Here is a 20,294-nt window from a genome sequence, read left to right as displayed (position 1 = left end):
CGCCGGGGCAGCCGCGCCCGTCACCCTGTCAGGGCCGCGGCGCACCGCGCCCCCGCAGCGCCCGGTGGTGGTCGCGCGTGATCCGTCGCCACCGGGCCCGCTCCTCGGCCGCGAGCCGCGCGTCCGCGCGACGGGCCTGGTAGGCGGCCTCGCGGGCCAGCTTGCGCCAGCTCGCCAGCCGGCGGGCCGGCAGCTCACCGCTCGCGACGGCCGCCTGCACCGCGCAGCCGGGCTCCCGCTCGTGGGAGCAGTCCGTGAAGCGGCACGCGGCCGCGAGCGCCGTCACGTCGGCGAACGTCGCGTCGAGCGCCTCGGGCGCGGCGACGAGGCCGATCCCCCGCAGCCCCGGCGTGTCGACGAGGACCGCGCCGTCGGCCAGGGGCACCAGCTCCCGGTGGGTCGTCGTGTGGCGGCCCCGGCCGTCCACGCGGACCTCCCCCGTCGCCATGACCTCCCGGCCGGCGAGGCGGTTGACCAGGCTCGACTTGCCCGCGCCCGACGCCCCCACCACCACGATCGCCACGCCCGGCGCCAGCAGCGCCCGCAGCGGCTCGAGGCCCGCGCCGTCCAGCACGCTCACCGCGTGGACGTCCACGCCGATCGCGACCTGCGCCACCTCGGCGGCCATGCCGTCGGGGTCCGGGACGAGGTCCGCCTTGGTGAGCACGACGACGGGCCGGGCGCCGGAACGCCACGCCAAGGTCAGCAGCCGCTCGACCCGCCCCAGGTCCGGGTCGGGATCCAGGTGCTCGACCACGAGCACGACGTCGACGTTCGCCGCGACGACCTGCTCGAGCGACGTGCGGCCGGCCGAGTCGCGCACCACCGCCGTGCGCCGCGGGTGCAGGCCGGTCGCGCGCAGGGCGGTCGCGTGCAGTGCTGTCGCGTGCTCGTCGGCGGGCCACGTCTCACCTGCGTCGTCGCCGACCACGTCGACCACGTCGCCGACGGTCGGGGGCGTGCGCGTGCCGTCGGGCAGCGGCAGCAGGCCGTCGCGGGGCAACTCCGCGCGCCGTGCGACCGCACCCAGGTCCGCGTCGGGGACGACGAGGACCGCACCGCGCTCGGCCCGCACGACGCGGGCGCGCAGCGGCGCGCCGGCGGGTGGCTGCGGTGCGGACGTGCTCACCCCTCGACGGTAGGTCGGGCGTCGCGCGCGGGCGACGGCTTTTCCGTCCCCCGGCGCCGTCGGGCCCGACGCCCTCAGCCGGTGGGGTAGTCCGGTCCTCCGGGGACCCCGAACGCCTCCTCGAGCGAGCCGACGCCCTGGGCGTGCAGCCACGCGGTCAGGTCGCGGCCCACCCAGCGCAGGTGCCAGCCCTCCGGCGCGTACCCGGTGACCGCGGTGTTCTGCTCGGTGTAGCGCACGACGAACCCGTGCTCCCAGGCGTGCTCGGCGAGCCACCGGCCCTCGGCCGTCTGCGCGAAGCAGGTCTGCAGGTTGCACTCCGGCTGCGTCCCGGAGTCGATGTCCACCGCGAGGCCGGTCTCGTGCTCCGAGAACCCGGGGCGGGCCGAGTAGCGCTCGGCGTGCGCGAACCCGCGACGCCCCTCGACGTCGGCACGCGCCGCGGCCTGCTCGGCGTACGACCGGAACCCGCTGCGCACGACGAGCCGGGCACCCGCCTGGTCCGCCGCCGCGACCATCGCCGCGAGGTCCGGCTGCACGGCGGCCCGCAGCCGCGCCCCGCCCACGTCCACGAGGTCGCCCGGCACGTGGTCCGCCGCGATGGGGTGCTGCTTGTTGACGATCACCCACGGGCTCGCGGGGTCCGTCGTGGAGTGCGTGGCCAGGTCGAACGTGGGCTCCGGTGCCGGCTCGGGCTCGGCCGCGGGCGCGTAGGACGGCACGGGCAGGGCCTCGTGCCAGGGCACCTCCTCGGTGAGGCCCTGGATGCGCATCGCCGGGTCGCCCGCCAGCTCGGACCACAGCCCGGTGGCGGCTCCGCCGATGCCCACGACGGCCAGCGCCACGAACCCGGCGACCAGGATGCCGCGCCAGGGACGAGGGGTCATGGACGCCGATCGTAGGGGCAATCCGGACGAATCCGTCACCGCGCCACGAATGTCACCCGTCGGTGGGGCACCGACACCTCGTCCAGCCGAGCGTCGAGCGTCTCCCCGAGCGGCAGGACGCCCGACGCGGACGTCACCGGGGCCACGACGGCGGGGTCGCGCAGCTGCAGGGCGCCGCGCACCCGGCCGTCGCGCGGCTCGTCCGCGTCGACCACCACACCGGTGAACACCTGGCCGACCCGGGGCGCCAGCACGGCGGCCTCGACCAGGTCCAGCACCCCGCGGTCGAACGCCGCGACGCGCCGCCCGGTGCGCGACATCGTGGCGGGCAGCTCGGGCAGCTGCTCCTGCACCCATCCCGGCACGTCGTGACCACCGACGGCGGCGAGGCAGACCTCGGTGCCGTAGCGGTCGACGAGCCGGCGCAGCGGGGCGGTGACGTGCGCGTACGGCGCGCGGATCGCGCCGTGCTCCGCGTCGTGCCCGGTGGGCGGCGCCTCGTGCGGGCCGAAGGTGCGGTAGCCGGCCCCGCGGAACAGCGTGGTGGCCTCCCGCAGGAACGCGGCGTGGGGGCCGAGGCGCGAGTCGAGGCCCGCCAGCAGGTCGGGGTAGGGCACGTCGTCGGGCCAGTCGATGTCGAGGGCGCGCGCCGTGCGCCGCAGCCGCGCGACGTCCCGCGGGTCGGCGGGCGGCAGCGTCCGGACGACGCCGGCACCGACGTCGAGCATGAGCCGGGCGGCGACGATGCCGGTGAGCAGGGAGATCTGCGCGTTCCAGCCCTCGACGGGCAGCGTCGCGCGGAACCGCAGGCCGAAGGTGCCGTCGTCGGCGCGCACCACCTCCTGCTCGGGGACGTCGAGGGACGCCCCGCCGCGGTCGCGCTCGCGCGCCTCGCGCAGCCGGCCGACGGCGGCCAGCGACTGCAGGAGGTCGTCGGCCGTGCCCGCGTCGAGCCGGTCCTGCACCTCGCCGTAGGCGAGCTGGGCCCGGCTGCGCACGGTCGCCCGCTCCACGTGGACGTCGACGGGCTCACCGTCGGCGTCGAGGTCGATGCTCCACAGCACGGCCGGGCGCACCTGCCCGGGCAGGAGGCTGGCGGCGCCCTCCGAGAGCACCGTCGGGTGCAGGGGGACGCGCCCGTCGGGGCTGTAGCAGGTCAGGCCGCGGCGGTGCGTCTCGGCGTCCAGCGGTCCGCCGGGTGCGACGAAGGCGGCGACGTCGGCGATGGCGTACCGCACCCGCCACCCGGCACCGCGCCGTTCGACGTGGACCGCCTGGTCGAGGTCGGTCGAGCCCACCGGGTCGACGGTCACGAAGGGCACGTCGGTGCGGTCCGCGCGCGGTCCGGGGACGCGCGCGTCGTCCGGTCCGCGTCGGGCGGCCTCCTGCGCCTCGGCGAGCACGTCGGGCGGGTGGGCGCCCGGCAGCTCGACCTCCTCCCGCAGGGCCGCGAGCCCCGCGGTCACGGCGGACGTCGTGGCGTCGGAAGGGGCGAGGAGGCGGACGGGACGAACGGGCACGCAGGCACTGTAGGTGCTGCGGGCGCGCCGGGCGCACCGGGGGGACGTCTCACCAGGCAAGAAAGCAGACCGTTCTTATCCCCTTTTACGGACCGCGTGCCTAGCCTCGACGCCAGGACGCACCCACGCCGCGCACCGGCCGGCGGGACGGGGGACCGCATGAGCACCACGGGGCACGCCGCCGACCGCCGATGTCGGCGCCGCGGTCACGCGCCCGCCGTCCCGGCGCCCGCGTCCCGCCCGCCGCGCCACCGACCCGCCGGTCGGTCGCGCGCACCCCCGCGCACCCGCCCACGCCCCAGGAGAGACCCATGCCCCGACCCGACCCCGTGCGCGTCGCCGCGCTCGTCGGCAACCCCCGCGCCGGATCCCGCACGCTGGCCGCCGCCGCGGCCCTGGCCCGCACGCTCGCCGCGCGGCTCGACGCCGCCGGCGCGGCCGCCGGTCCCGCGTCCGTCGTGGACCTCGCGACGCTGGCGCCCGCGCTGCACGCGCAGCCCCGCACCCCCGACCTCGACGCCGCGCTGCGGGCCGTGGCGGACGCCGACGTCCTCGTCGTCGCCACCCCCGTCCACAAGGCGTCGTTCACGGGCCTGCTCAAGTCGTTCCTCGACCTGTACGGCCCCGACGGCCTCGCCGGGGCCGTCGCCGTACCGCTGGTCGTCTCGGCCTCCGCCGCCCACGCGCTGGTCGGCGAGGTGCACCTGCGGCCCGTGCTGGTCGAGCTCGGCGCCACGGTCCCCACCCGGTCCCTCACGCTGCTGGACGCGGAGCTGGCCGACGTCGCACCGGTCGTCGAGCGCTGGTGGCAGCGCGCCGAGGACCCGCTGCGGCGGGCCGTCGGCGCGGACCGCACCCGCGCCCTGGAGGTGGCGCGATGAGCACGAGCACCCACGACCTGCACCACCTGGAACGCCTCCTGGCCGAGCACGACGAGCCGACGCTCACACCCGACGAGTACAAGCAGGTGTTCCGCCGGCACGCCGCCGGCGTCGCGGTCGTCACCCTGCGGGACGGTGACCGGCTCGTGGGCTTCACGGCGACGTCCGTCATCTCGGTGTCCGCCGCGCCGCCGCTGCTGGCGTTCTCGCTCGCGTCGGGGTCGTCGTCGTGGCCCGCGCTGTCCCGGGCGACCACCGTCGCGGTGTCCTTCCTGGCCGAGGGCCAGCAGGACGTGTCGACGCGGTTCGCGACCTCGGGGATCGACCGGTTCGCCGCCGGCGGCTGGACGCCGCTGCCGACCGGGGAGCCGGTCGTCGACGGCGCGCAGGCGTGGGTGCGCGGACGGGTCGTCCAGCGCACCCCCGTCGGCGACAGCCACCTGGTCTCGCTGCGGGCCCTCAGCCACGGCGTGAGCTGCGCGCGCCCGCTCGTCTACCGCGACCGGGTCTACCACCGCCTCACCACCTGACCCCGCCCGGACGTGACGGAGCGACCCGGTCGCGCCCAGGCAGCCTGGGTGTGACCGGGTCGCTCCGTCACCCGAGGGCGGGGCGGTCCGTCAGCCGAAGAGGCGCGGGAGGGTGGCCTCCCACTCCGCGCGGGCCTCGGTCAGCGGCAGGGTGAACAGGCCGCTCACCTCGACCGCGGCCGCGTGCACGTGGTCGTCGTCGTCGACCGGCGTGCCGGCACCCAGGGTGCAGGTCTCGGCCGTCTCGCCCAGCCGCAGGGCCGGGACGCCGCGGGCGGTGCACAGGTCGAGCAGGCGCACCTCCTCCGAGCGCGGGACCGCCACGACCGCGCGGGCCTGCGACTCCGAGAACAGCGCCTCGAACGGCGTCAGCCCGTCGCGCTCGCACAGCGCGTCGAGGCTGACCTGCACCCCGACGCCGTACCGCAGGCTCGACTCGACGAGCGCGAGGCCCAGGCCGCCCTCGGACAGGTCGTGCGCCGCGTCGACCAGCTCGTCCCGCGCGGCGGCGACGAGCACCTGCGCCAGACGGCGCTCGGCGTCCAGGTCGACGCGCGGCGGCACGCCACCGAGGTGGTCGTGCACGACGTCGGCCCAGGCGGAGCCGTCGAGCTCGGCACGCGTCGTCCCCAGCAGGTACACGGCCTGCCCGGGAGCGGTCCACCCCGACGGCACGGCGTCGGCCACGTCGTCGAGCACGCCCAGCACGCCGACGACGGGCGTCGGGTGGATCGCGGAGTCGATCTGGCCGGGCTCCCCCGTGCCGTTGTACAGCGAGACGTTGCCACCGGTCACCGGCACCTCGAGCACCTGGCACGCGTCCGCGAGCCCGCGGATCGCCTCGACGAGCTGCCACATGGTGTCGGGGTGCTCGGGGCTGCCGAAGTTCAGGCAGTCGGTGACGGCCAGGGGCCGCGCGCCGACGGTGGCGACGTTGCGGTACGCCTCGGCGAGCGCGAGCTGCGCACCGGTGTACGGGTCGAGCTTGGTGTAGCGGCCGTTGGCGTCGGTGGCCAGCGCGACGCCCAGGCCCGTGGTCTCGTCGACGCGCACGACCCCGGAGTCGTCGGGCTGCGCGAGCGCGGTGTTGCCCTGCACGAACCGGTCGTACTGGTCGGTCACCCACGCCGGGGAGGCGAGGTTGGGCGAGGCGAGCAGCCGCAGCAGCGTGGCGCGCAGCTCGTCGCCGCCCGACGGTCGGGCGTAGCGCGCCGCACCCTCGGGGGTGCTCACGGAGTCCGCGACCAGCCCGTCCTGCCAGGCGGGGCGCGCGTACGGGCGGTCGTAGACCGGGCCGTCGTGCGCGACCGTCTTCGGGTCGACGTCGACGATCCGCTGCCCGAAGTGGTCGATCGTCAGCCTGCCGGTGCCGGTGACCTCGCCGATGACGGCGGTCTCGACGTCCCACCTCGACGTGATGGCGAGGAACTCGTCGAGCTTCTCGGGCCGGACCACGGCCATCATCCGCTCCTGCGACTCGGACATGAGGATCTCGCCGGCCGTCAGGGTGGGGTCGCGCAGCAGCACGTTCTCCAGGTCGACGTGCATGCCGCCGTCACCGTTCGACGCGAGCTCGCTCGTCGCGCAGGAGATGCCGGCCGCGCCCAGGTCCTGGATGCCCTCGACGACGCGTGCCGCGTACAGCTCGAGGCAGCACTCGATGAGCACCTTCTCCATGAACGGGTCGCCGACCTGCACCGACGGGCGCTTGGACGGCTTGGTGTCGTCGAACGTCTCCGACGCCAGGATCGACGCGCCGCCGATGCCGTCGCCGCCGGTGCGCGCACCGAACAGGACGACCTTGTTGCCGACGCCCGAGGCGTTGGCCAGGTGGATGTCCTCGTGGCGCAGCACGCCCAGGCACAGCGCGTTGACCAGCGGGTTGCCCTGGTAGCAGGAGTCGAACACCAGCTCGCCGCCGATGTTCGGCAGGCCCAGGGAGTTGCCGTACCCGCCGACGCCGGCGACGACCCCGTGCACGACGCGCGCGGTGTCCGGGTGCTCCGGGGCGCCGAACCGCAGCTGGTCCATGACCGCCACGGGACGCGCACCCATCGAGATGATGTCGCGCACGATGCCGCCGACACCCGTGGCCGCACCCTGGTAGGGCTCGACGTACGACGGGTGGTTGTGCGACTCGACCTTGAAGGTGACCGCCCAGCCGTCACCGATGTCGACGACGCCCGCGTTCTCGCCGATGCCGACGAGCAGGTGCTCCTTCATCGCCGGCGTGGTCTTCTCGCCGAACTGCCGCAGGTGCACCTTCGACGACTTGTACGAGCAGTGCTCGGACCACATGACGGAGTACATCGCGAGCTCGGCCGCGGTGGGGCGGCGCCCGAGGATGTCGCGGATGCGCTGGTACTCGTCGGGCTTGAGGCCGAGCTCGGCGAACGGCTGCTCGGTCCCGGGGGTGGCCGCGGCGTGCTCGACGGTGTCGGACGCATGCGGGGCGGACGGGACGTCGGGGCGCGCAGGTGCGGTGGTCATCGGTTCCCTCGGTGGAGGCCGGGTCCGCAGGGGCGGCTCGCCCGCGCAGGTCCCGCGCCGCAGGTCGGCAGACCCGGTCAGCGTACCGGCGTGCGGGCAGCCGACGGGCCCGGTGTCCACGTCGGGCCACCTGGCGCGAACCCGCCCGTCACGGCACTCTCGTCGCAGCGACCACCCGCATCCCGCGGGCGCCGGAGGAGGAACCGTGACCACCATCCGCTCGCTGGGCCACGCCTGCGTCCGCCTCGACCGCGACGACCAGGTGCTGGTCATCGACCCCGGCACCTGGAGCGACGCCGACGCCCTCGCGGGCGCGACGGGCGTCCTCGTGACGCACGAGCACCCCGACCACGTGGACCCGCCGCGCCTCCTCGCGGCGCTCGACGACTCGCCCCGCCTGGAGGTGTGGGCCCCGGCCGGCGTCGTCGACCAGCTGGTGGCCGCCGGCGCGGACCTCGCACGGCTGCACGTGGTCGTGGAGGGGGACCGGTTCGAGGCCGCGGGCTTCCCGGTCGAGGCGCTGGGCGAGTGGCACGCCGTCATCCACCCCGACATCCCCCGGATCCCCAACCTCGCCTACCTGGTCGACGGCGTCGTGCTGCACCCCGGGGACTCGTTCACGCCGCCGCCGCCGGGCACCCACGTCGAGGTGCTGTGCGTGCCGGTCAGCGCGCCGTGGCTCAGGCTCGCGGACGCCGTCGACTACGTGCGCCTCGTCCGCCCGGCCCTCGCCGTGGCGATCCACCACGGCATCCTCAACGACGACGGGCTCGCGCTGGTGGACCGCGTCGTGGGGCAGCTCGTCCCGCCGACGGGCTACCGGCGCCTGGCGCCGGGCGAGAGCCTGACGCTCGACGACGACTGACCCTGCGCGGCGTCCGCTCAGGCGTCGTCGTCGGTGGGGTTGCAGCGGGTGGCGAGCAGCGTGGTCGTCGGCACCTCGGGCCGCCACGGCTCGAGGTTCCACGACGCCTTGTCGCGCGCGCCGAGCACGTGGCACCACAGCTGGGCCTGCATCGAGGGCGACGCGGCCTCGGGCTCGGTGGCCGAGAGCTGGGAGGCGAGCGCCTGCTGCGCGGCCAGGCCGCCGTCGCGCACCCACGGGGCCGGGACGACGGCGAGCGACCTGCCGCCCTCGTTCTCGCCCCACGTCGCGCCCTCCAGCGGCACGGTCCCCACGACGAACGACGCCGATCCCGTCGGCCCGTCCAGCGCCACCACGTCGCCGGAGGGACGCCAGGCGGCGCGGGTGCCGTCGGCCGCGACGGGGGCCGCGAGCGCCGCGACGACCGTCCCGGCCTCGTCGTGCAGGGTCAGCGACCCGTCGGTCTGCACCTTGCCGCGACCGCCGGGCGGCGGGGCGACCCACGCGAGGGCCCCGGGCGGGCCCTGCACGGTCGCCGCGACGGACCCGTCGCCCTGGTCGACGACCTGCAGGTCGCCGCCGTCGACGGGCAGCAGCGACCCGGCGTCGTGACCGGGCCGCGCGGCGTCGGCGAGGGGCGACCCGTCCCGCCGGACGCTGCCGGCGTCCGGGAGCACCGGGCCGGCGGCGGCGGACGGGGTGCCGGTCGACGTCGGGGCCGTGCTCACCGCCGGGGTCGACGGCGTCACCGGCGCGCCGCCGTCCGGACCGCACCCGGCGGTGAGCCCGGCCACGACGACCGCGGCGACCGCCGCCCACGCGGCACGCGACGCGAGGACGCCGCGGGCCGTACCGTCCCGGCCCACCGCGCGCGCACCCACGCCGCGACCGTACCGTCGGGCAGCACGGTGAGGCGTGGACACCGCGCCCCCCGGGTGGCAGATTGCGTGGCACCCGACGAAGGGACCGTCATGTCGAGCACCGAGCCCGGCCACGTGCCGGACCCCGAGCGGCAGGAGTTCCGCCGGCTCCCGGAGCCGATCGCGCTCGAGGACATGGTGGCGAGCGTGGACGTGCGCCCCGTGCCCGACCCCGACGGCGGCCGGGACCCTGACCACGAGTGGATGCTGCGGCACGGCTGAGCACCCCGGCCCGCGCCGGCACCGGATCGCGCGAGCCCACGGCGCTGAGCGCGCGCCGGGCTGTCGCCGCCGTGGCCCGTCACGGCGCCCCCGCACGCACGTGTCACCGCGTCGAGAGGCCGTTGACCTCTCTCAGGTATAACGGTTAACCCGCTCGCCACGTGGCCGCCCTCCCGCAACGACGCCGGGCCCGACCACGTTCTGCGACCGGATGGTCGGCGCGACGGTCTCGCCTTCGACGTACGCGACCACGGGCCGGGTGACACGCCGGTCGTCGTGCTGCTCCATGGGTTCCCGCAGGACGCGTCAGCGTACGACGCCGTCGTGCCGCTCCCGACGGACGCCGGCGTGCGCACGCTCGTGCCCGACCAGCGCGGCTACTCCCCCGGCGCCCGCCCGCGCGGGCGCCGGCCGTACGCGGTGCGCGAGCTCGTCGCGGACGTCGTGGCGCTGCTCGACGCCGCCGAGCGCGCTCTGCTCGCCGACGACGGCGCCCGGCGCGCTCACCGCCGTGATCGCGTGGTACCGCGCGCTCCCGCTCGCCGGGTCGGGGACCGCGCGTGCCGTCCGGGTCCCGACGACGTACGTCTCGGCCCGTCGGGACCGGTTCTTCGCACCGGCGTCGATCTCGACGCCGACCACTGGCTGCCCGAGCACCGGCCGGCCGACGTCGCCGCGGCCGTGCTCGGGCAGGTGCGTGCCTGAAGCACGCACGTCCCGAGCGGCCGTCCCCGCAGGCACGCGACCGCCCCGACCGACCACGATCGGTCGGGGCGGTCGGCATGACATCACGACCACCGCCCGGAGGTCAGCCTCCGGCGGTCGTGCCCGTCGGCGTCGGGGTCCCGCCGGGTGTGACGGGGTCCGCGACGGGATTGACCAGCACGTTGTCGCTCGTCGCCCGCTCAGCCGTCGTACGGCGGTCCCACCCGGGGCGCCGCAGCGCGTAGAACAGCAGCGGCGGACCGCCGAGCACGATGACGACGGCCGCGACGACGAGCGGGTAGGCGACCTCCGACAGCCCGGTGAAGCCGGACGGACGGATGAACGCCAGCACGAACGCGACGGCGCAGGCGACGAACCCGACACCCGCGACGAGCTTCATCGCGGGCGTGCGGTACGTCCGCACCACCTGCGGCTGGGTCCGACGCAGCCGGATCGCCGACGCGAACATGATCATGTACATGATCAGGTAGAGCGCCGCCGCCATGTCGACGAGAGCGATGAAGGCGGTGTTGCCGTTCGGCACGAGGACGAACAGCAGCGCCAGCAGCGTGACGATCCCGCCCTGCACCATCAGGATGCCCACCTGCACCCCGGCCTTGTTGCGCCGCTGCAGGGCAGGGGGCAGCAGGCCGGTGTGGGCCGCGGCGAGCAGCCCGCGCGAGGGTCCCGCGATCCACGTGACGACCGACGCGAACGCCCCGAGCGCGATGAGCAGCGAGACCACCGGCGTGCCCCAGGCCATGCCCCAGTGGTCGAAGAACTGCTGGAAGGCGAGGTTGATGCCGTTGGTCACCCCGAGGTCGCCCTTCGGGACGGCCACGGAGATCGCGATGGTCGGCAGGATGAACACCAGGAGGATGAGGACCGTCGCGGCCGCGATCGACCGGGGGAAACCCTTGCCGGGGTTCTTCAGGTCGTTGGCGTGGACCGCGTTGACCTCCATGCCGGCGTACGCGAGCACGTTCGACACGATGAGCACGATCGACGCGATGCCCGTCCAGGGCGGGATCACCGCCGACACCTCCAGCGGGGTCTGCGACGGTTCGCCGGTGGCCAGCCAGATGCCGCCGAAGACGATCAGGAGCAGCGCCGGCAGCAGCGTGCCGAAGATGCCGCTCCACGAGCCGACCTTGGCGAACAGGTTGCCTCCGGCGAGCGTGATGAGGGTCGAGCCCCAGTACAGGACGAGGATCACGACCGCCGTGTAGACACCGTTGGAGACGAGCCGCTGGTCGCCCACGACGAACGACAGGCTGGCCGCGATGAACGCGATCTGCGTGGGGTACCAGACGACGTTCTGGATCCACTGCAGCCAGATCGCGAGGAATCCGACCCTCTCGCCGTACGCCTCGCGCGCCCAGGTGAAGATCCCGCCCTTCCACCCCGTGGCGAGCTCGGCCGCGACGAGCGCGGTCGGCACGAGGAACAGGATCGCGGGGAGGACGAAGAGGGTCACCGACCCCAGCCCGTACGTCGCGATCGCCGGCAGCGACCGCAAGGACGCCACCACCACGACCGTGAGCATCGAGAGCTGGAGCACGGACATGAACGTCGCGGGGCCGGCCGCGGGCGCACCGATGGCGGGCCCGGAGTGACCGGCGGGCTGCCGCGCCCCGGGCTCTCCGTAGGGGTGCGGCGTGACGTGATCAGCACTGGGGGCGTGCGTGCCGTCGGCACGCACGTAGGTTCCAGCGTCCCCGGGCACGGGGACGCTGCGGGTGGTCGACATGACAGCCTCCGTCCGTGCGTCAGTGGTGGAAGCCGGAGCGCTGCCTCTCGGTGGGCATCGGTCCGGTGAGGGCATCGAGGTAGGCGACCTCCTCACGCAGGTCGTCCAGGAAGGCCGAGGCCAGGTCGTGGCTGAACCCGTTGCGCACCACGATCCGCTGCACCGTGACGTCGGGGAGGTCGTCCGGCATCGGGTACGCCGGGACGAGCCAGCCCTTGGTGCGCAGACGGTCGGACAGGTGGTAGAGGTTCCAGTTCGTCGTGTACCCCTCGCGCAGCCGCCAGGCGAACACCGGGATGTCCGAGCCGTCGTTCCACAGCTCGAACGCCGGCATCTTCGCGATCTCGTCCGCCAGGTAGCGCGCGACGTCGTGCGACGTCTGCTGGACCGCCGTGTACCCGGCCCGGCCGAGGCGGAGGAACAGGTAGTACTGCAGCAGGACCTGAGCACCGGGCCGCGAGAAGTTCAGCGCGAACGTCGGCATGTCACCGCCGAGGTACGACACCCGGAAGACGAGGTCCTCGGGCAGCGACTCCAGGTCACGCCAGACCACCCACCCGAGACCCGGGTAGACCAGGCCGTACTTGTGGCCGGAGGTGTTGATCGACGCGACCCGCTCGACGCGGAAGTCCCACTCCAGGTCGGGCTGGACGAACGGAGCGACCATGGCACCCGACGCGCCGTCGACGTGGATCGGGACGTCGAGGCCCGTCGCCTCCTGGATGCGGTCGAGCGCGGCGGCGATCTGCTTCACCGGCTCGTACATGCCCGTGTACGTCACGCCCATGATCGCGACGACACCGATCGTGTTCTCGTCGACGTACTTCTCCAGGTCGTGCCCGTCGAGGACCTTGTGGTCCCACGAGATCGGCACGTAGCGCGCCTCGACCTCGAAGTAGTTGCAGAACTTCTCCCAGCACACCTGCACCGCGCTGGACAGCACGAGGTTGGGCCGGTCCGTGGGCTTCCCGGCGGCACGCCGCGCGTGCTGCCAGCGCCGCTTGAGCGCCAGACCGCCCAGCATCGCGGCCTCGGACGAGCCGATCGTCGAGGTCCCGATCGTGTGCTCGGGGTCAGGCGCGTGCCACAGGTCGGCGAGCATCGTCCAGCACCGCGTCTCGACGGCCGCCGTCTGGGGGTACTCGTCCTTGTCGATCATGTTCTTGTCGGCGGCCTCGAGGTACAGCCGCGACGCGTACTCGTCCATCCACGTGCCCACGAACGTGGCGAGGTTGAGGCGAGCGTTGCCGTCCAGCATCGCCTCGTCGTGGACGATCTGGTAGGCCGTGGCCGGTAGTGATTCCTCGTCCGGCAGTCTGAACTTCGGGACAGCCGTGGCCTCGCCCGGACGGGCGAAGACCGGGTTCAGCTCGACCACGTCGGGTTCGTCGTGGCGACGAGCCGCTCGGCGAGTGTTCGTAACCATGGTGGTTCCCCCTGTGAGCTACGAGCTCGCGGGCGCGAGCCCGTGTTTTCACGATATGCCTGGTCCCAGGATCGGATTCCTGCCCGAAGGTCCTAGTTCTCGCGCGGGTGGAGGGGCTTTCCTCTCGGCCGCGGCCGAGTGGCTCGACGCGCGGGCCTGCACGTCCCGAGCAGTCACCCCGGCCGGCACCTCCCCGACCGACCACGGCTCGGTCGGCTCGACGTCGCCTGACGTCTACGCACGGAGCTGCCCGAGCACCGACCGGGCGACGTCGCCGTCCGCGGGCGAGTGGGCCCGTGAGGCTGTGGTCGCTGCACCCGGCGCTCCTCGACCGCGCCGGCCTCGTCGCGTGCTGGCGCGAGGCGCTGCTCGCGCAGGCCGTCCTCGCGGGCCGCACCCGTGGGTACACCCGGCACCCGCAGCTCGCACGGTTCCGTGCGCACCCCGAGCCGGAGGTCGCGATCGCCGCGTACCTGCACGCCGTCGCCGACGAGGCGAAGACCCGCGGCTACCGCTTCGACACGACCCGCATCGAGGCCACCGCATCCGAGCGGATCGGCACCACACCACGGATCCCGGTGACCGACGGGCAGCTCGCGCTCGAGTGGCGGCACCTGCTCGCCAAGCTCGAGGTCCGCTCGCCCGAGCGGTGGACGCAGTCGGTGCAGGCAGGCCGGCCGTTACCGCACCCCCTGCTCGTCGTCGTCCCGGGTGACGTCGAGGAGTGGGAGCGGGCGACCTGACGCGCTCGTCGGGCGCCCTGGCGGACCACCTCGAACGGGGCCCGCCCGGACACCCGGCCCTCGATGCCGGCCGTGACGAACTCCTCGGCGCGAGCTGTTCGACGGTCTCGAGGCCGGGTGCACGCGTGACCCCGTCGGCCGACGACGTGCCGGACGGCGGGGACCCGTGTCACGGGTCCCCGGCGTCCGGCCGTCCGCTAGCTCGTCGCGGGCCGGCCGGTGCCCGGCTGCCCCGTTCCCGGAGGCGGGGGTGACGACCCCGCGGAGGAGGGTGCCGACCCCGCGGGTGCGGGGTTGACGAGCACGCTGTCGGTGGTCGCCCGCTCCTCCGCGGTGCGCTTGTCCCACGACGGTTTGCGCATCGCGTAGAACAGCAGCGGTGGGCCGCCCAGGAAGATGACGACCAGGCCCACGACGATCGGGTACGCCACCTCGGAGAGGCCGGTGAAGCCCGACGGCCGGATGAACGCGAGGATCAACGCGATGGCGCTGAAGGCGAACCCGACGCCGGCGACCGCCTTCATCGCCGGGGTGCGGTAGGTGCGGACCACGTTCGGCTGGGTGCGCCGCAGCCGGATCGCGGCGGCGAACATGATCATGTACATGATCAGGTAGAGCGCCGCCGCCATGTCCACCAGCGCGATGAACGCGGTGTTGCCGTTCGGCACCAGGACGAACAGCAGTGCCAGCAGCGTCACGATGACGCCCTGGACGCCGAGGATGCCGACCTGCACACCGGCCTTGTTGCGGCGCTGGAGCGCCGGCGGGAGCAGCCCGGTGCGGGCGGCGGCCAGCAGACCGCGCGACGGGCCGGCGATCCACGTGACGACGGACGCGAACGCCCCGAGCGCGATCAGCAGGGAGATCGCCGGCGTCCCCCAGGGGATGCCCCAGTGGTCGAAGAACTCCTGGAAGGCCAGGTTGATCCCGTTGGTGACGCCCAGCTCCTTCTTGGGCACGGCCACGGAGATCGCGATGGTCGGCAGGATGAACACCAGCAGGATGAGGCCGGTCGCGATCGCGATCGACCGGGGGAACCCGCGGCCGGGGTTCTTCATGTCGTTGGCGTGAACGGCGTTGACCTCCATCCCCGCGTACGCGAGGACGTTGGACACGATGAGCACGATCGACGCGATGCCGGTCCACGGCGGGATGACGGCGGACGCCTCCAGGGGCGTCTCCGACCGTTCGCCCGTGCTCAGCCAGATCGCGCCGAACACGATGAGCAGGAGCGCGGGCAGGAGCGTGCCGAAGATGCCGCTCCACGACCCGACCTTGGCGAACAGGTTGCCGCCCGCCAGCGTGATCAGGGTCGACCCCCAGTACAGGACGAGGATGACCACGGCGGTGTACAGGCCGTTGTTCGCCAGGCCCTGGTCGTTGATGACGAACGACAGGCTCGCCGCGATGAACGCGATCTGCGTCGGGTACCAGACGACGTTCTGGATCCACTGCAGCCAGATGGCGACGAAGCCGAGGCGTTCGCCGAACGCCTCGCGCGCCCACGTGAAGACGCCACCCTTCCAGCCCGTGGCGAGCTCGGCGGCGACGAGGGCCGTGGGCACGAGGAACACGATCGCGGGGATGACGAACAGCGTCACGGACCCGAGCCCGTAGGTCGCGATCGCCGGGAGGGAGCGCAGCGACGCGACCACCACGACGGTGAGCATCGCGAGCTGCAGGACGGACATGTAGGTGGCCGGGCCGACGGCCGGCGCGCCGATCGCGGGGCCGGTGTGGTCGGGCGGCTTGCGCGCGCCCGGCGTGCCGAACGGGTGCGGCTTGACGTGGTCGGCGGACGGCGCGTGCGTGCCGTCGGCCCGGATGTGCGGCCCGGTGCCACCGGATGCGGGCGTGCTGCTCTGCGCAGACATAGGTGTCCCCCTGCCTTGTCCGCGGCTCAGTGGTGGAAGCCGGAGCGGTGGCCCTCGGCCGGCATGGGACCGGTGAGGGCGTCGAGGTAGGCGACCTCGTCGCGCAGGTCGGCGAGGAACGCCGACGCGAGGTCGTGGCTGAACCCGTTGCGGACCACGATGCGCTGGACGGTGAGGTCCGTGAGGTCGTCGGGCATCGGGTACGCCGGCACCAGCCACCCCTTCGTCCGCAGCCGCTCGGACAGGTGGTAGAGGTTCCAGTTGGTCGTGTGCCCCTCGCGCAGCCGCCAGGCGAACACCGGGATGTCCGAGCCGTCGTTCCACAGCTCGAACGCGGGCATCTTCGCGATCTCGCCCGAGAGGTAGAGCGCGACGTCCCGGGACGTCCGCTGCACCGCCTCGTACCCCGCGCGGCCGAGCCGGATGAACAGGTAGTACTGCAGGAGCACCTGGGCGCCGGGCCGCGAGAAGTTCAGCGCGAACGTCGGCATGTCGCCACCGAGGTACGACACCCGGAAGACCAGGTCCTCGGGCAGCGACTCGACGTCCCGCCACACCACCCAGCCGAGCCCGGGGTACACCAGGCCGTACTTGTGGCCCGAGGTGTTGATCGACGCGACCCTCGCCACGCGGAAGTCCCACTCCAGGTCGGGCTGGACGAACGGCGCGATCATGGCGCCGGACGCGCCGTCGACGTGGATGGGCACGTCGAGGCCCGTCGACTCCTGGATGCGGTCGAGTGCCGCCGCGATCTGCGCGACCGGCTCGTACATGCCGGTGTAGGTCACGCCCATGATCGCGACGACGCCGATCGTGTTCTCGTCGACGTACTTCTCCAGGTCGTGCCCGTCGAGCACCTTGTGCTCCAGCGAGATCGGCACGTAGCGGGCCTCGACCTCGAAGTAGTTGCAGAACTTCTCCCAGCAGACCTGCACCGCGCTGGACAGCACGAGGTTGGGCCTGTCCGTCGGCTTGCCGGCCTCACGGCGCGCGTGCTGCCAGCGACGCTTGAGGGCCAGCCCACCGAGCATCGCCGCCTCGGAGGAGCCGATGGTGGACGTCCCGATCGTGTTCCGCGGGTCCGGGGCGTGCCACAGGTCGGCGAGCATCGTCCAGCACCGCGTCTCGACGGCGGCCGTCTGGGGGTACTCGTCCTTGTCGATCATGTTCTTGTCGGCGGCCTCGATGTACAGCCGCGACGCGTGCTCGTCCATCCACGTGCCGACGAACGTCGCGAGGTTCAGCCGCGCGTTCCCGTCGAGCATCGCCTCGTCGTGGACGATCTGGTAGGCCGTCTCGGGCAGCGCCTCGTCGGCCGGGAAGTCGAACTTGGGGATGGCGGTGGCCTCCCCCGGCCTGGCGAAGACCGGATTGAGCTCGACGACCTCGGGCTCACCCTCGTGCCGCTTGGCTCGGCGCGTGTTCGTGACCATGTTCAGCCCCCCGCTGAGAACGACCCCGCACCACGCGGGCTCGATTCCGACGGTAACGGTCGTTTCGCCCACGCGCACTGCGGGAACGAACCGCCTGATCAGCGAGGTGGTCGGCGACGCTCCGCCCGTACTCGTCAGGGTTCGCCGGGGCTCGTCGCGGTTCGTCGGGGCGACCTCGCGGGGAGGTCAGGCGCCCTGGCGGACCACCTCGAACGGCGCTCGCCCGGACACGCGTCCCCGAATCCCGGCGGTGACGAAGTCCTTCGCCCGCTCGACGGCCGCACCGACCTCGGCGCCCTTCGCGAGCTCCGCGGTGATCGCGGCGGCCAGCGTGCACCCGGCACCGGCGACGCGCTCCTCGCCGACCTTCGGGGTCCGCAGCACCGTGACGTCGTCGCCGGCGACGAGCACGTCGACCGCGTCGTCACCCGGCAGCTCGACGCCACCCTTGGCGACCACGTACCGCGGGCCGAGCTGCTGGATGCGGCGGGCGGCCTCGGTGAGCTGCTCCACCGTCTCGATCGTGTCCATGCCGGACAGCGCGCGGGTCTCGAACAGGTTGGGCGTGACGACCGTGGCGAGCGGGACGATCTGCTCGCGCAGCGCGTTGTCGGTGTCGAGGGCCGCGCCCGGCTCCTGGCCCTTGCAGATGAGCACCGGGTCCAGCACCACGTGCCGCCACGGCTGCCGCCGCAGCCCCTCGGCCACGACGTCGATGGTCGCGGGCGTCCCGAGCATGCCGATCTTGACGACGTCGAGGTCGTAGGCGGCGGCTGCCGCCTCCATCTGCGCCGCGATGACCTCGGGCGGGACGGGGAAGAAGCGGTGCCCCCAGTCGTTCGCCGGGTCGAACGACACGATGCAGGTGAGCGTGCCGAGGCCGAAGGCGCCGAGCTCCTGGAACGTGCGCAGGTCCGCCTGGATGCCGGCGCCGCCGGTCGCTTCGGATCCGGCGATGACGTAGGCGAGGTCGACCACGGGTGCTCCTGGGAGGCTGGGTGTGCGGGGTGTCGGCTCCAGCCTAGGCACCAGGACGGGGTGCGCCGGGAGCGGACGCGGTCACACGGCGCGGCACGGCAGCGCGCGGCGCCGGGGTCAGGGGGCCGAGTGCCCGTCGTCACCGGCGGCCCGCCGCGCGTCCAGCGCCCGCAGCGCACGCTTCGACGCCCTGCGACGCCATGCGGACTCCAGCAGCTCCGCCGCGTGCTCCCAGTCGGGGTCGCTCGCCGGGTCGACGAGCATGCCGACCCAGCCGTGCGCCCCGTCGTAGTCGGGCACGAAGAAGCGTGCCGGGTCCCGCGCGACCAGCTCGCGCTGCTCCTCGGGCGTCGTCCCGATCCGCAGCGCGAGCAGGCCGTCGTCGTGGTGGTCCACCGTGAGCCCGGCGAACCGGCGTCCTCCCAGGAGGACCGCCGCGTGACCGTGCTCGCTCCGCAGCTGCACGCTGACCTCGGGCAGGGGCGCGACGACCTCGGCGAGGCGCGTCCGTGCGGCCTCGGCATCGCCCTCTGTCCACGAGGTGCCCATGTGGGCACGCTAGCGACGCGTCGTCGCCGGCGTCGAGCGCACCTCGGCACGACCTGCGGGACGTCGCCGGCGACGACCGGCCCTGCGGACCGAGGCGGCCGCTGGTCGGCCCTCCGCAGGCGCGTCGTCGCGACGGCCGGCGACGACGCCGAGCGGACCACCTTCGCCGTCCCGCCCGTCGCCGCCCGGCGGCCCGGGGGGAAGCCACCACCGCAGCCAGCCCGCCCCGACCAGGCCGAGCGCCCCGACGACCGTCGCCGCGACGCCCACGGTGGACGCGCCGACCACGGCCGCGACCAGCACCGGTCCGGACGACTGCCCGACGCCCGTGACGAGCCGCCATCCCGCGAGGAAGGACGCCCGTGCGTCCTCCGGCGCCGCGTCGGCGCCCATCGTCATCACAGCCCCCGAGGACAGGCCGTTGCCCAGCCCCAGCGCGACGCCGATGACGAACGCCCAGAGCACCGCATCGCCCAGCGGGAGGCAGAGCAGCGCGACGCCCATCACGACCATCGCGGGGACGACCGCCGCCCTGCGGCCGTACCGGTCCATCACCATCCCCGCCACGTAGAAGAGGCTGAGGTCCACGGCGGAGGACACGGCGAAGAGCAGGGTGACGGTGCTCTCGGAGAGCCCCAGGTCGTGGCCCCACAGGGGAAGCAGGGCGTCCCGCGACGCGCGGACGAGCATGACGAGCGCACCGCCGACCCCCAGGGTGGCGAACAACCGCCCGAACCCGGGCCGCCACATCGCCGGCGCCCGCCCGTCGGCCGCAGGGCCGGGCTCGGCAGGAGCGGTGAACGCGTACGTCGCGACCGCGGCGCACGCCGAGAGCCCGGCGGCGGTGAGGAGCGCCCACTCCATGGGCCCGAGGGTGAGGAGGAGCGACGCGATCAGTGCCCCGACCAGCGAGCCTGCGCGGAAGACGCCGCCGAGCAGGGCCATCGCGCGGCCCCGGACGCCGACGTCCACGGCCGTCGCGAGGTAGCTCTGCCGGGCGACGGCGAGGACGACTCCCGCCAGCCCCATGGCGAAGCCCGCGACGAGCATCGCCGGGACGGAGCGCACGACGCACAGGGCCAGGATCGCCGCGGTCTCCACGACGAGCGCGCCGGTGAGCGCCCACCGGTCCCCGAGCCGCGCGATGACGAGCGCGCTCGGCAGCGCACCGACGAACCCGCCCACGCTGAGCATCGCCACGACCAGGGCCGCGTCACCCGGCGCGGCGCCCCGCTCGATGGCGAGCAGCGCGAGGATGGGGGTGACGATGCCGAGGCTCGCCATCGCCAGCGCCGCCGGCGCGTACACCGGCACGACGAGACGCCGCAGGTCCGTCGACACCGGCACCGCCCCGCCTCCCGCCCTCGGCACTCCGGTCACCGTTCGACGACC

18 protein-coding genes are annotated in these 20,294 nt (G+C 74.2%); 6 read left to right on the top strand and 12 right to left on the bottom strand.

The window, feature by feature from the left end:
- Nucleotides 1-28: 28 nt before the first annotated feature.
- From rsgA to J1G43_RS05155, 3 genes are all read right to left on the bottom strand, one after another.
- Nucleotides 29-1,129 carry a ribosome small subunit-dependent GTPase A gene (gene rsgA / locus J1G43_RS05165; protein ID WP_207339299.1) on the bottom strand — a complete coding sequence of 367 codons (1,101 nt, stop codon included), beginning with the start codon at nt 1,127-1,129 and terminating at the stop codon, nt 29-31.
- Nucleotides 1,130-1,203: 74 nt separating this feature from the next.
- Nucleotides 1,204-2,016: a M15 family metallopeptidase gene (locus tag J1G43_RS05160; RefSeq protein ID WP_207378083.1), complete on the bottom strand. Its 813-nt coding sequence runs from the start codon at nt 2,014-2,016 to the stop codon at nt 1,204-1,206.
- A gap of 35 nt (nt 2,017-2,051) precedes the next feature.
- Nucleotides 2,052-3,536, bottom strand: coding sequence for an RNB domain-containing ribonuclease (locus J1G43_RS05155; protein WP_207378082.1), 1,485 nt, complete (start codon nt 3,534-3,536; stop codon nt 2,052-2,054).
- Nucleotides 3,537-3,847: 311 nt separating this feature from the next.
- Here J1G43_RS05155 and J1G43_RS05150 point away from each other — a divergent pair, with 311 nt between their 5' ends.
- Both J1G43_RS05150 and J1G43_RS05145 read left to right on the top strand, forming a co-directional pair.
- Complete coding sequence (locus J1G43_RS05150; protein ID WP_207378081.1) at nt 3,848-4,417, top strand: NADPH-dependent FMN reductase; 570 nt, start codon at nt 3,848-3,850, stop codon at nt 4,415-4,417.
- Nucleotides 4,414-4,947 carry a flavin reductase family protein gene (locus tag J1G43_RS05145; RefSeq protein ID WP_207339303.1) on the top strand — a complete coding sequence of 178 codons (534 nt, stop codon included), beginning with the start codon at nt 4,414-4,416 and terminating at the stop codon, nt 4,945-4,947. The genes J1G43_RS05150 and J1G43_RS05145 overlap by 4 nt, the downstream gene beginning before the upstream one ends.
- 90 nt (nt 4,948-5,037) lie before the next feature.
- Here J1G43_RS05145 and purL read toward each other — a convergent pair whose 3' ends face one another.
- Nucleotides 5,038-7,437 carry a phosphoribosylformylglycinamidine synthase subunit PurL gene (gene purL, locus J1G43_RS05140; protein WP_207370145.1) on the bottom strand — a complete coding sequence of 800 codons (2,400 nt, stop codon included), beginning with the start codon at nt 7,435-7,437 and terminating at the stop codon, nt 5,038-5,040.
- Nucleotides 7,438-7,642: 205 nt separating this feature from the next.
- On the opposite strand from purL, the gene J1G43_RS05135 reads away from it, so the two are divergent.
- Nucleotides 7,643-8,302 carry an MBL fold metallo-hydrolase gene (locus J1G43_RS05135; protein WP_207339305.1) on the top strand — a complete coding sequence of 220 codons (660 nt, stop codon included), beginning with the start codon at nt 7,643-7,645 and terminating at the stop codon, nt 8,300-8,302.
- Between the two features lie 17 nt (nt 8,303-8,319).
- Here the strand turns inward: J1G43_RS05135 and J1G43_RS19560 are convergent, their stop codons facing one another.
- Nucleotides 8,320-9,183: a DUF2599 domain-containing protein gene (locus J1G43_RS19560; protein ID WP_307859481.1), complete on the bottom strand. Its 864-nt coding sequence runs from the start codon at nt 9,181-9,183 to the stop codon at nt 8,320-8,322.
- A 90-nt stretch (nt 9,184-9,273) separates the two neighbouring features.
- On the opposite strand from J1G43_RS19560, the gene J1G43_RS05125 reads away from it, so the two are divergent.
- Both J1G43_RS05125 and J1G43_RS05120 read left to right on the top strand, forming a co-directional pair.
- The gene (locus J1G43_RS05125; protein ID WP_207370143.1) at nt 9,274-9,444 is read left to right on the top strand and encodes a heme biosynthesis protein HemY; all 171 of its coding nucleotides are present in this window, start codon (nt 9,274-9,276) and stop codon (nt 9,442-9,444) included.
- A gap of 276 nt (nt 9,445-9,720) precedes the next feature.
- Nucleotides 9,721-10,149 carry an alpha/beta fold hydrolase gene (locus J1G43_RS05120; protein ID WP_374191785.1) on the top strand — a complete coding sequence of 143 codons (429 nt, stop codon included), beginning with the start codon at nt 9,721-9,723 and terminating at the stop codon, nt 10,147-10,149.
- Nucleotides 10,150-10,252: 103 nt separating this feature from the next.
- Here the strand turns inward: J1G43_RS05120 and J1G43_RS05115 are convergent, their stop codons facing one another.
- Nucleotides 10,253-11,899: an APC family permease gene (locus tag J1G43_RS05115; RefSeq protein WP_207378080.1), complete on the bottom strand. Its 1,647-nt coding sequence runs from the start codon at nt 11,897-11,899 to the stop codon at nt 10,253-10,255.
- A 19-nt stretch (nt 11,900-11,918) separates the two neighbouring features.
- Complete coding sequence (locus J1G43_RS05110; protein WP_089798188.1) at nt 11,919-13,325, bottom strand: glutamate decarboxylase; 1,407 nt, start codon at nt 13,323-13,325, stop codon at nt 11,919-11,921.
- A 296-nt stretch (nt 13,326-13,621) separates the two neighbouring features.
- Here J1G43_RS05110 and J1G43_RS05105 point away from each other — a divergent pair, with 296 nt between their 5' ends.
- Nucleotides 13,622-14,068, top strand: coding sequence for a pyrimidine dimer DNA glycosylase/endonuclease V (locus tag J1G43_RS05105; RefSeq protein ID WP_207370141.1), 447 nt, complete (start codon nt 13,622-13,624; stop codon nt 14,066-14,068).
- A 197-nt stretch (nt 14,069-14,265) separates the two neighbouring features.
- Here J1G43_RS05105 and J1G43_RS05100 read toward each other — a convergent pair whose 3' ends face one another.
- From J1G43_RS05100 to J1G43_RS05080, 5 genes are all read right to left on the bottom strand, one after another.
- Entirely contained in the window at nt 14,266-15,942 is a 1,677-nt protein-coding gene (locus tag J1G43_RS05100; RefSeq protein WP_207370140.1) for an APC family permease, read from the bottom strand.
- 26 nt (nt 15,943-15,968) lie between these two features.
- A complete protein-coding gene (locus J1G43_RS05095; protein WP_207370139.1) occupies nt 15,969-17,375 on the bottom strand; it encodes a glutamate decarboxylase in 1,407 nt (468 codons plus the stop codon).
- 186 nt (nt 17,376-17,561) lie between these two features.
- Nucleotides 17,562-18,353, bottom strand: coding sequence for a bifunctional hydroxymethylpyrimidine kinase/phosphomethylpyrimidine kinase (gene thiD, locus J1G43_RS05090; protein ID WP_207339311.1), 792 nt, complete (start codon nt 18,351-18,353; stop codon nt 17,562-17,564).
- Between the two features lie 117 nt (nt 18,354-18,470).
- Nucleotides 18,471-18,902 carry an MmcQ/YjbR family DNA-binding protein gene (locus tag J1G43_RS05085; protein ID WP_207339312.1) on the bottom strand — a complete coding sequence of 144 codons (432 nt, stop codon included), beginning with the start codon at nt 18,900-18,902 and terminating at the stop codon, nt 18,471-18,473.
- A gap of 9 nt (nt 18,903-18,911) precedes the next feature.
- Nucleotides 18,912-20,249: an MFS transporter gene (locus tag J1G43_RS05080; RefSeq protein ID WP_207378079.1), complete on the bottom strand. Its 1,338-nt coding sequence runs from the start codon at nt 20,247-20,249 to the stop codon at nt 18,912-18,914.
- Nucleotides 20,250-20,294 lie beyond the last annotated feature (45 nt).

It is taken from the genome of Cellulomonas sp. zg-ZUI22 (assembly GCF_017353535.1).
In the GTDB taxonomy this organism is placed as follows: domain Bacteria; phylum Actinomycetota; class Actinomycetes; order Actinomycetales; family Cellulomonadaceae; genus Cellulomonas; species Cellulomonas wangleii.
The sequence above is the reverse complement of the archived record's forward strand: the minus strand, read 5'-3'. Positions and strand labels throughout refer to the sequence as shown.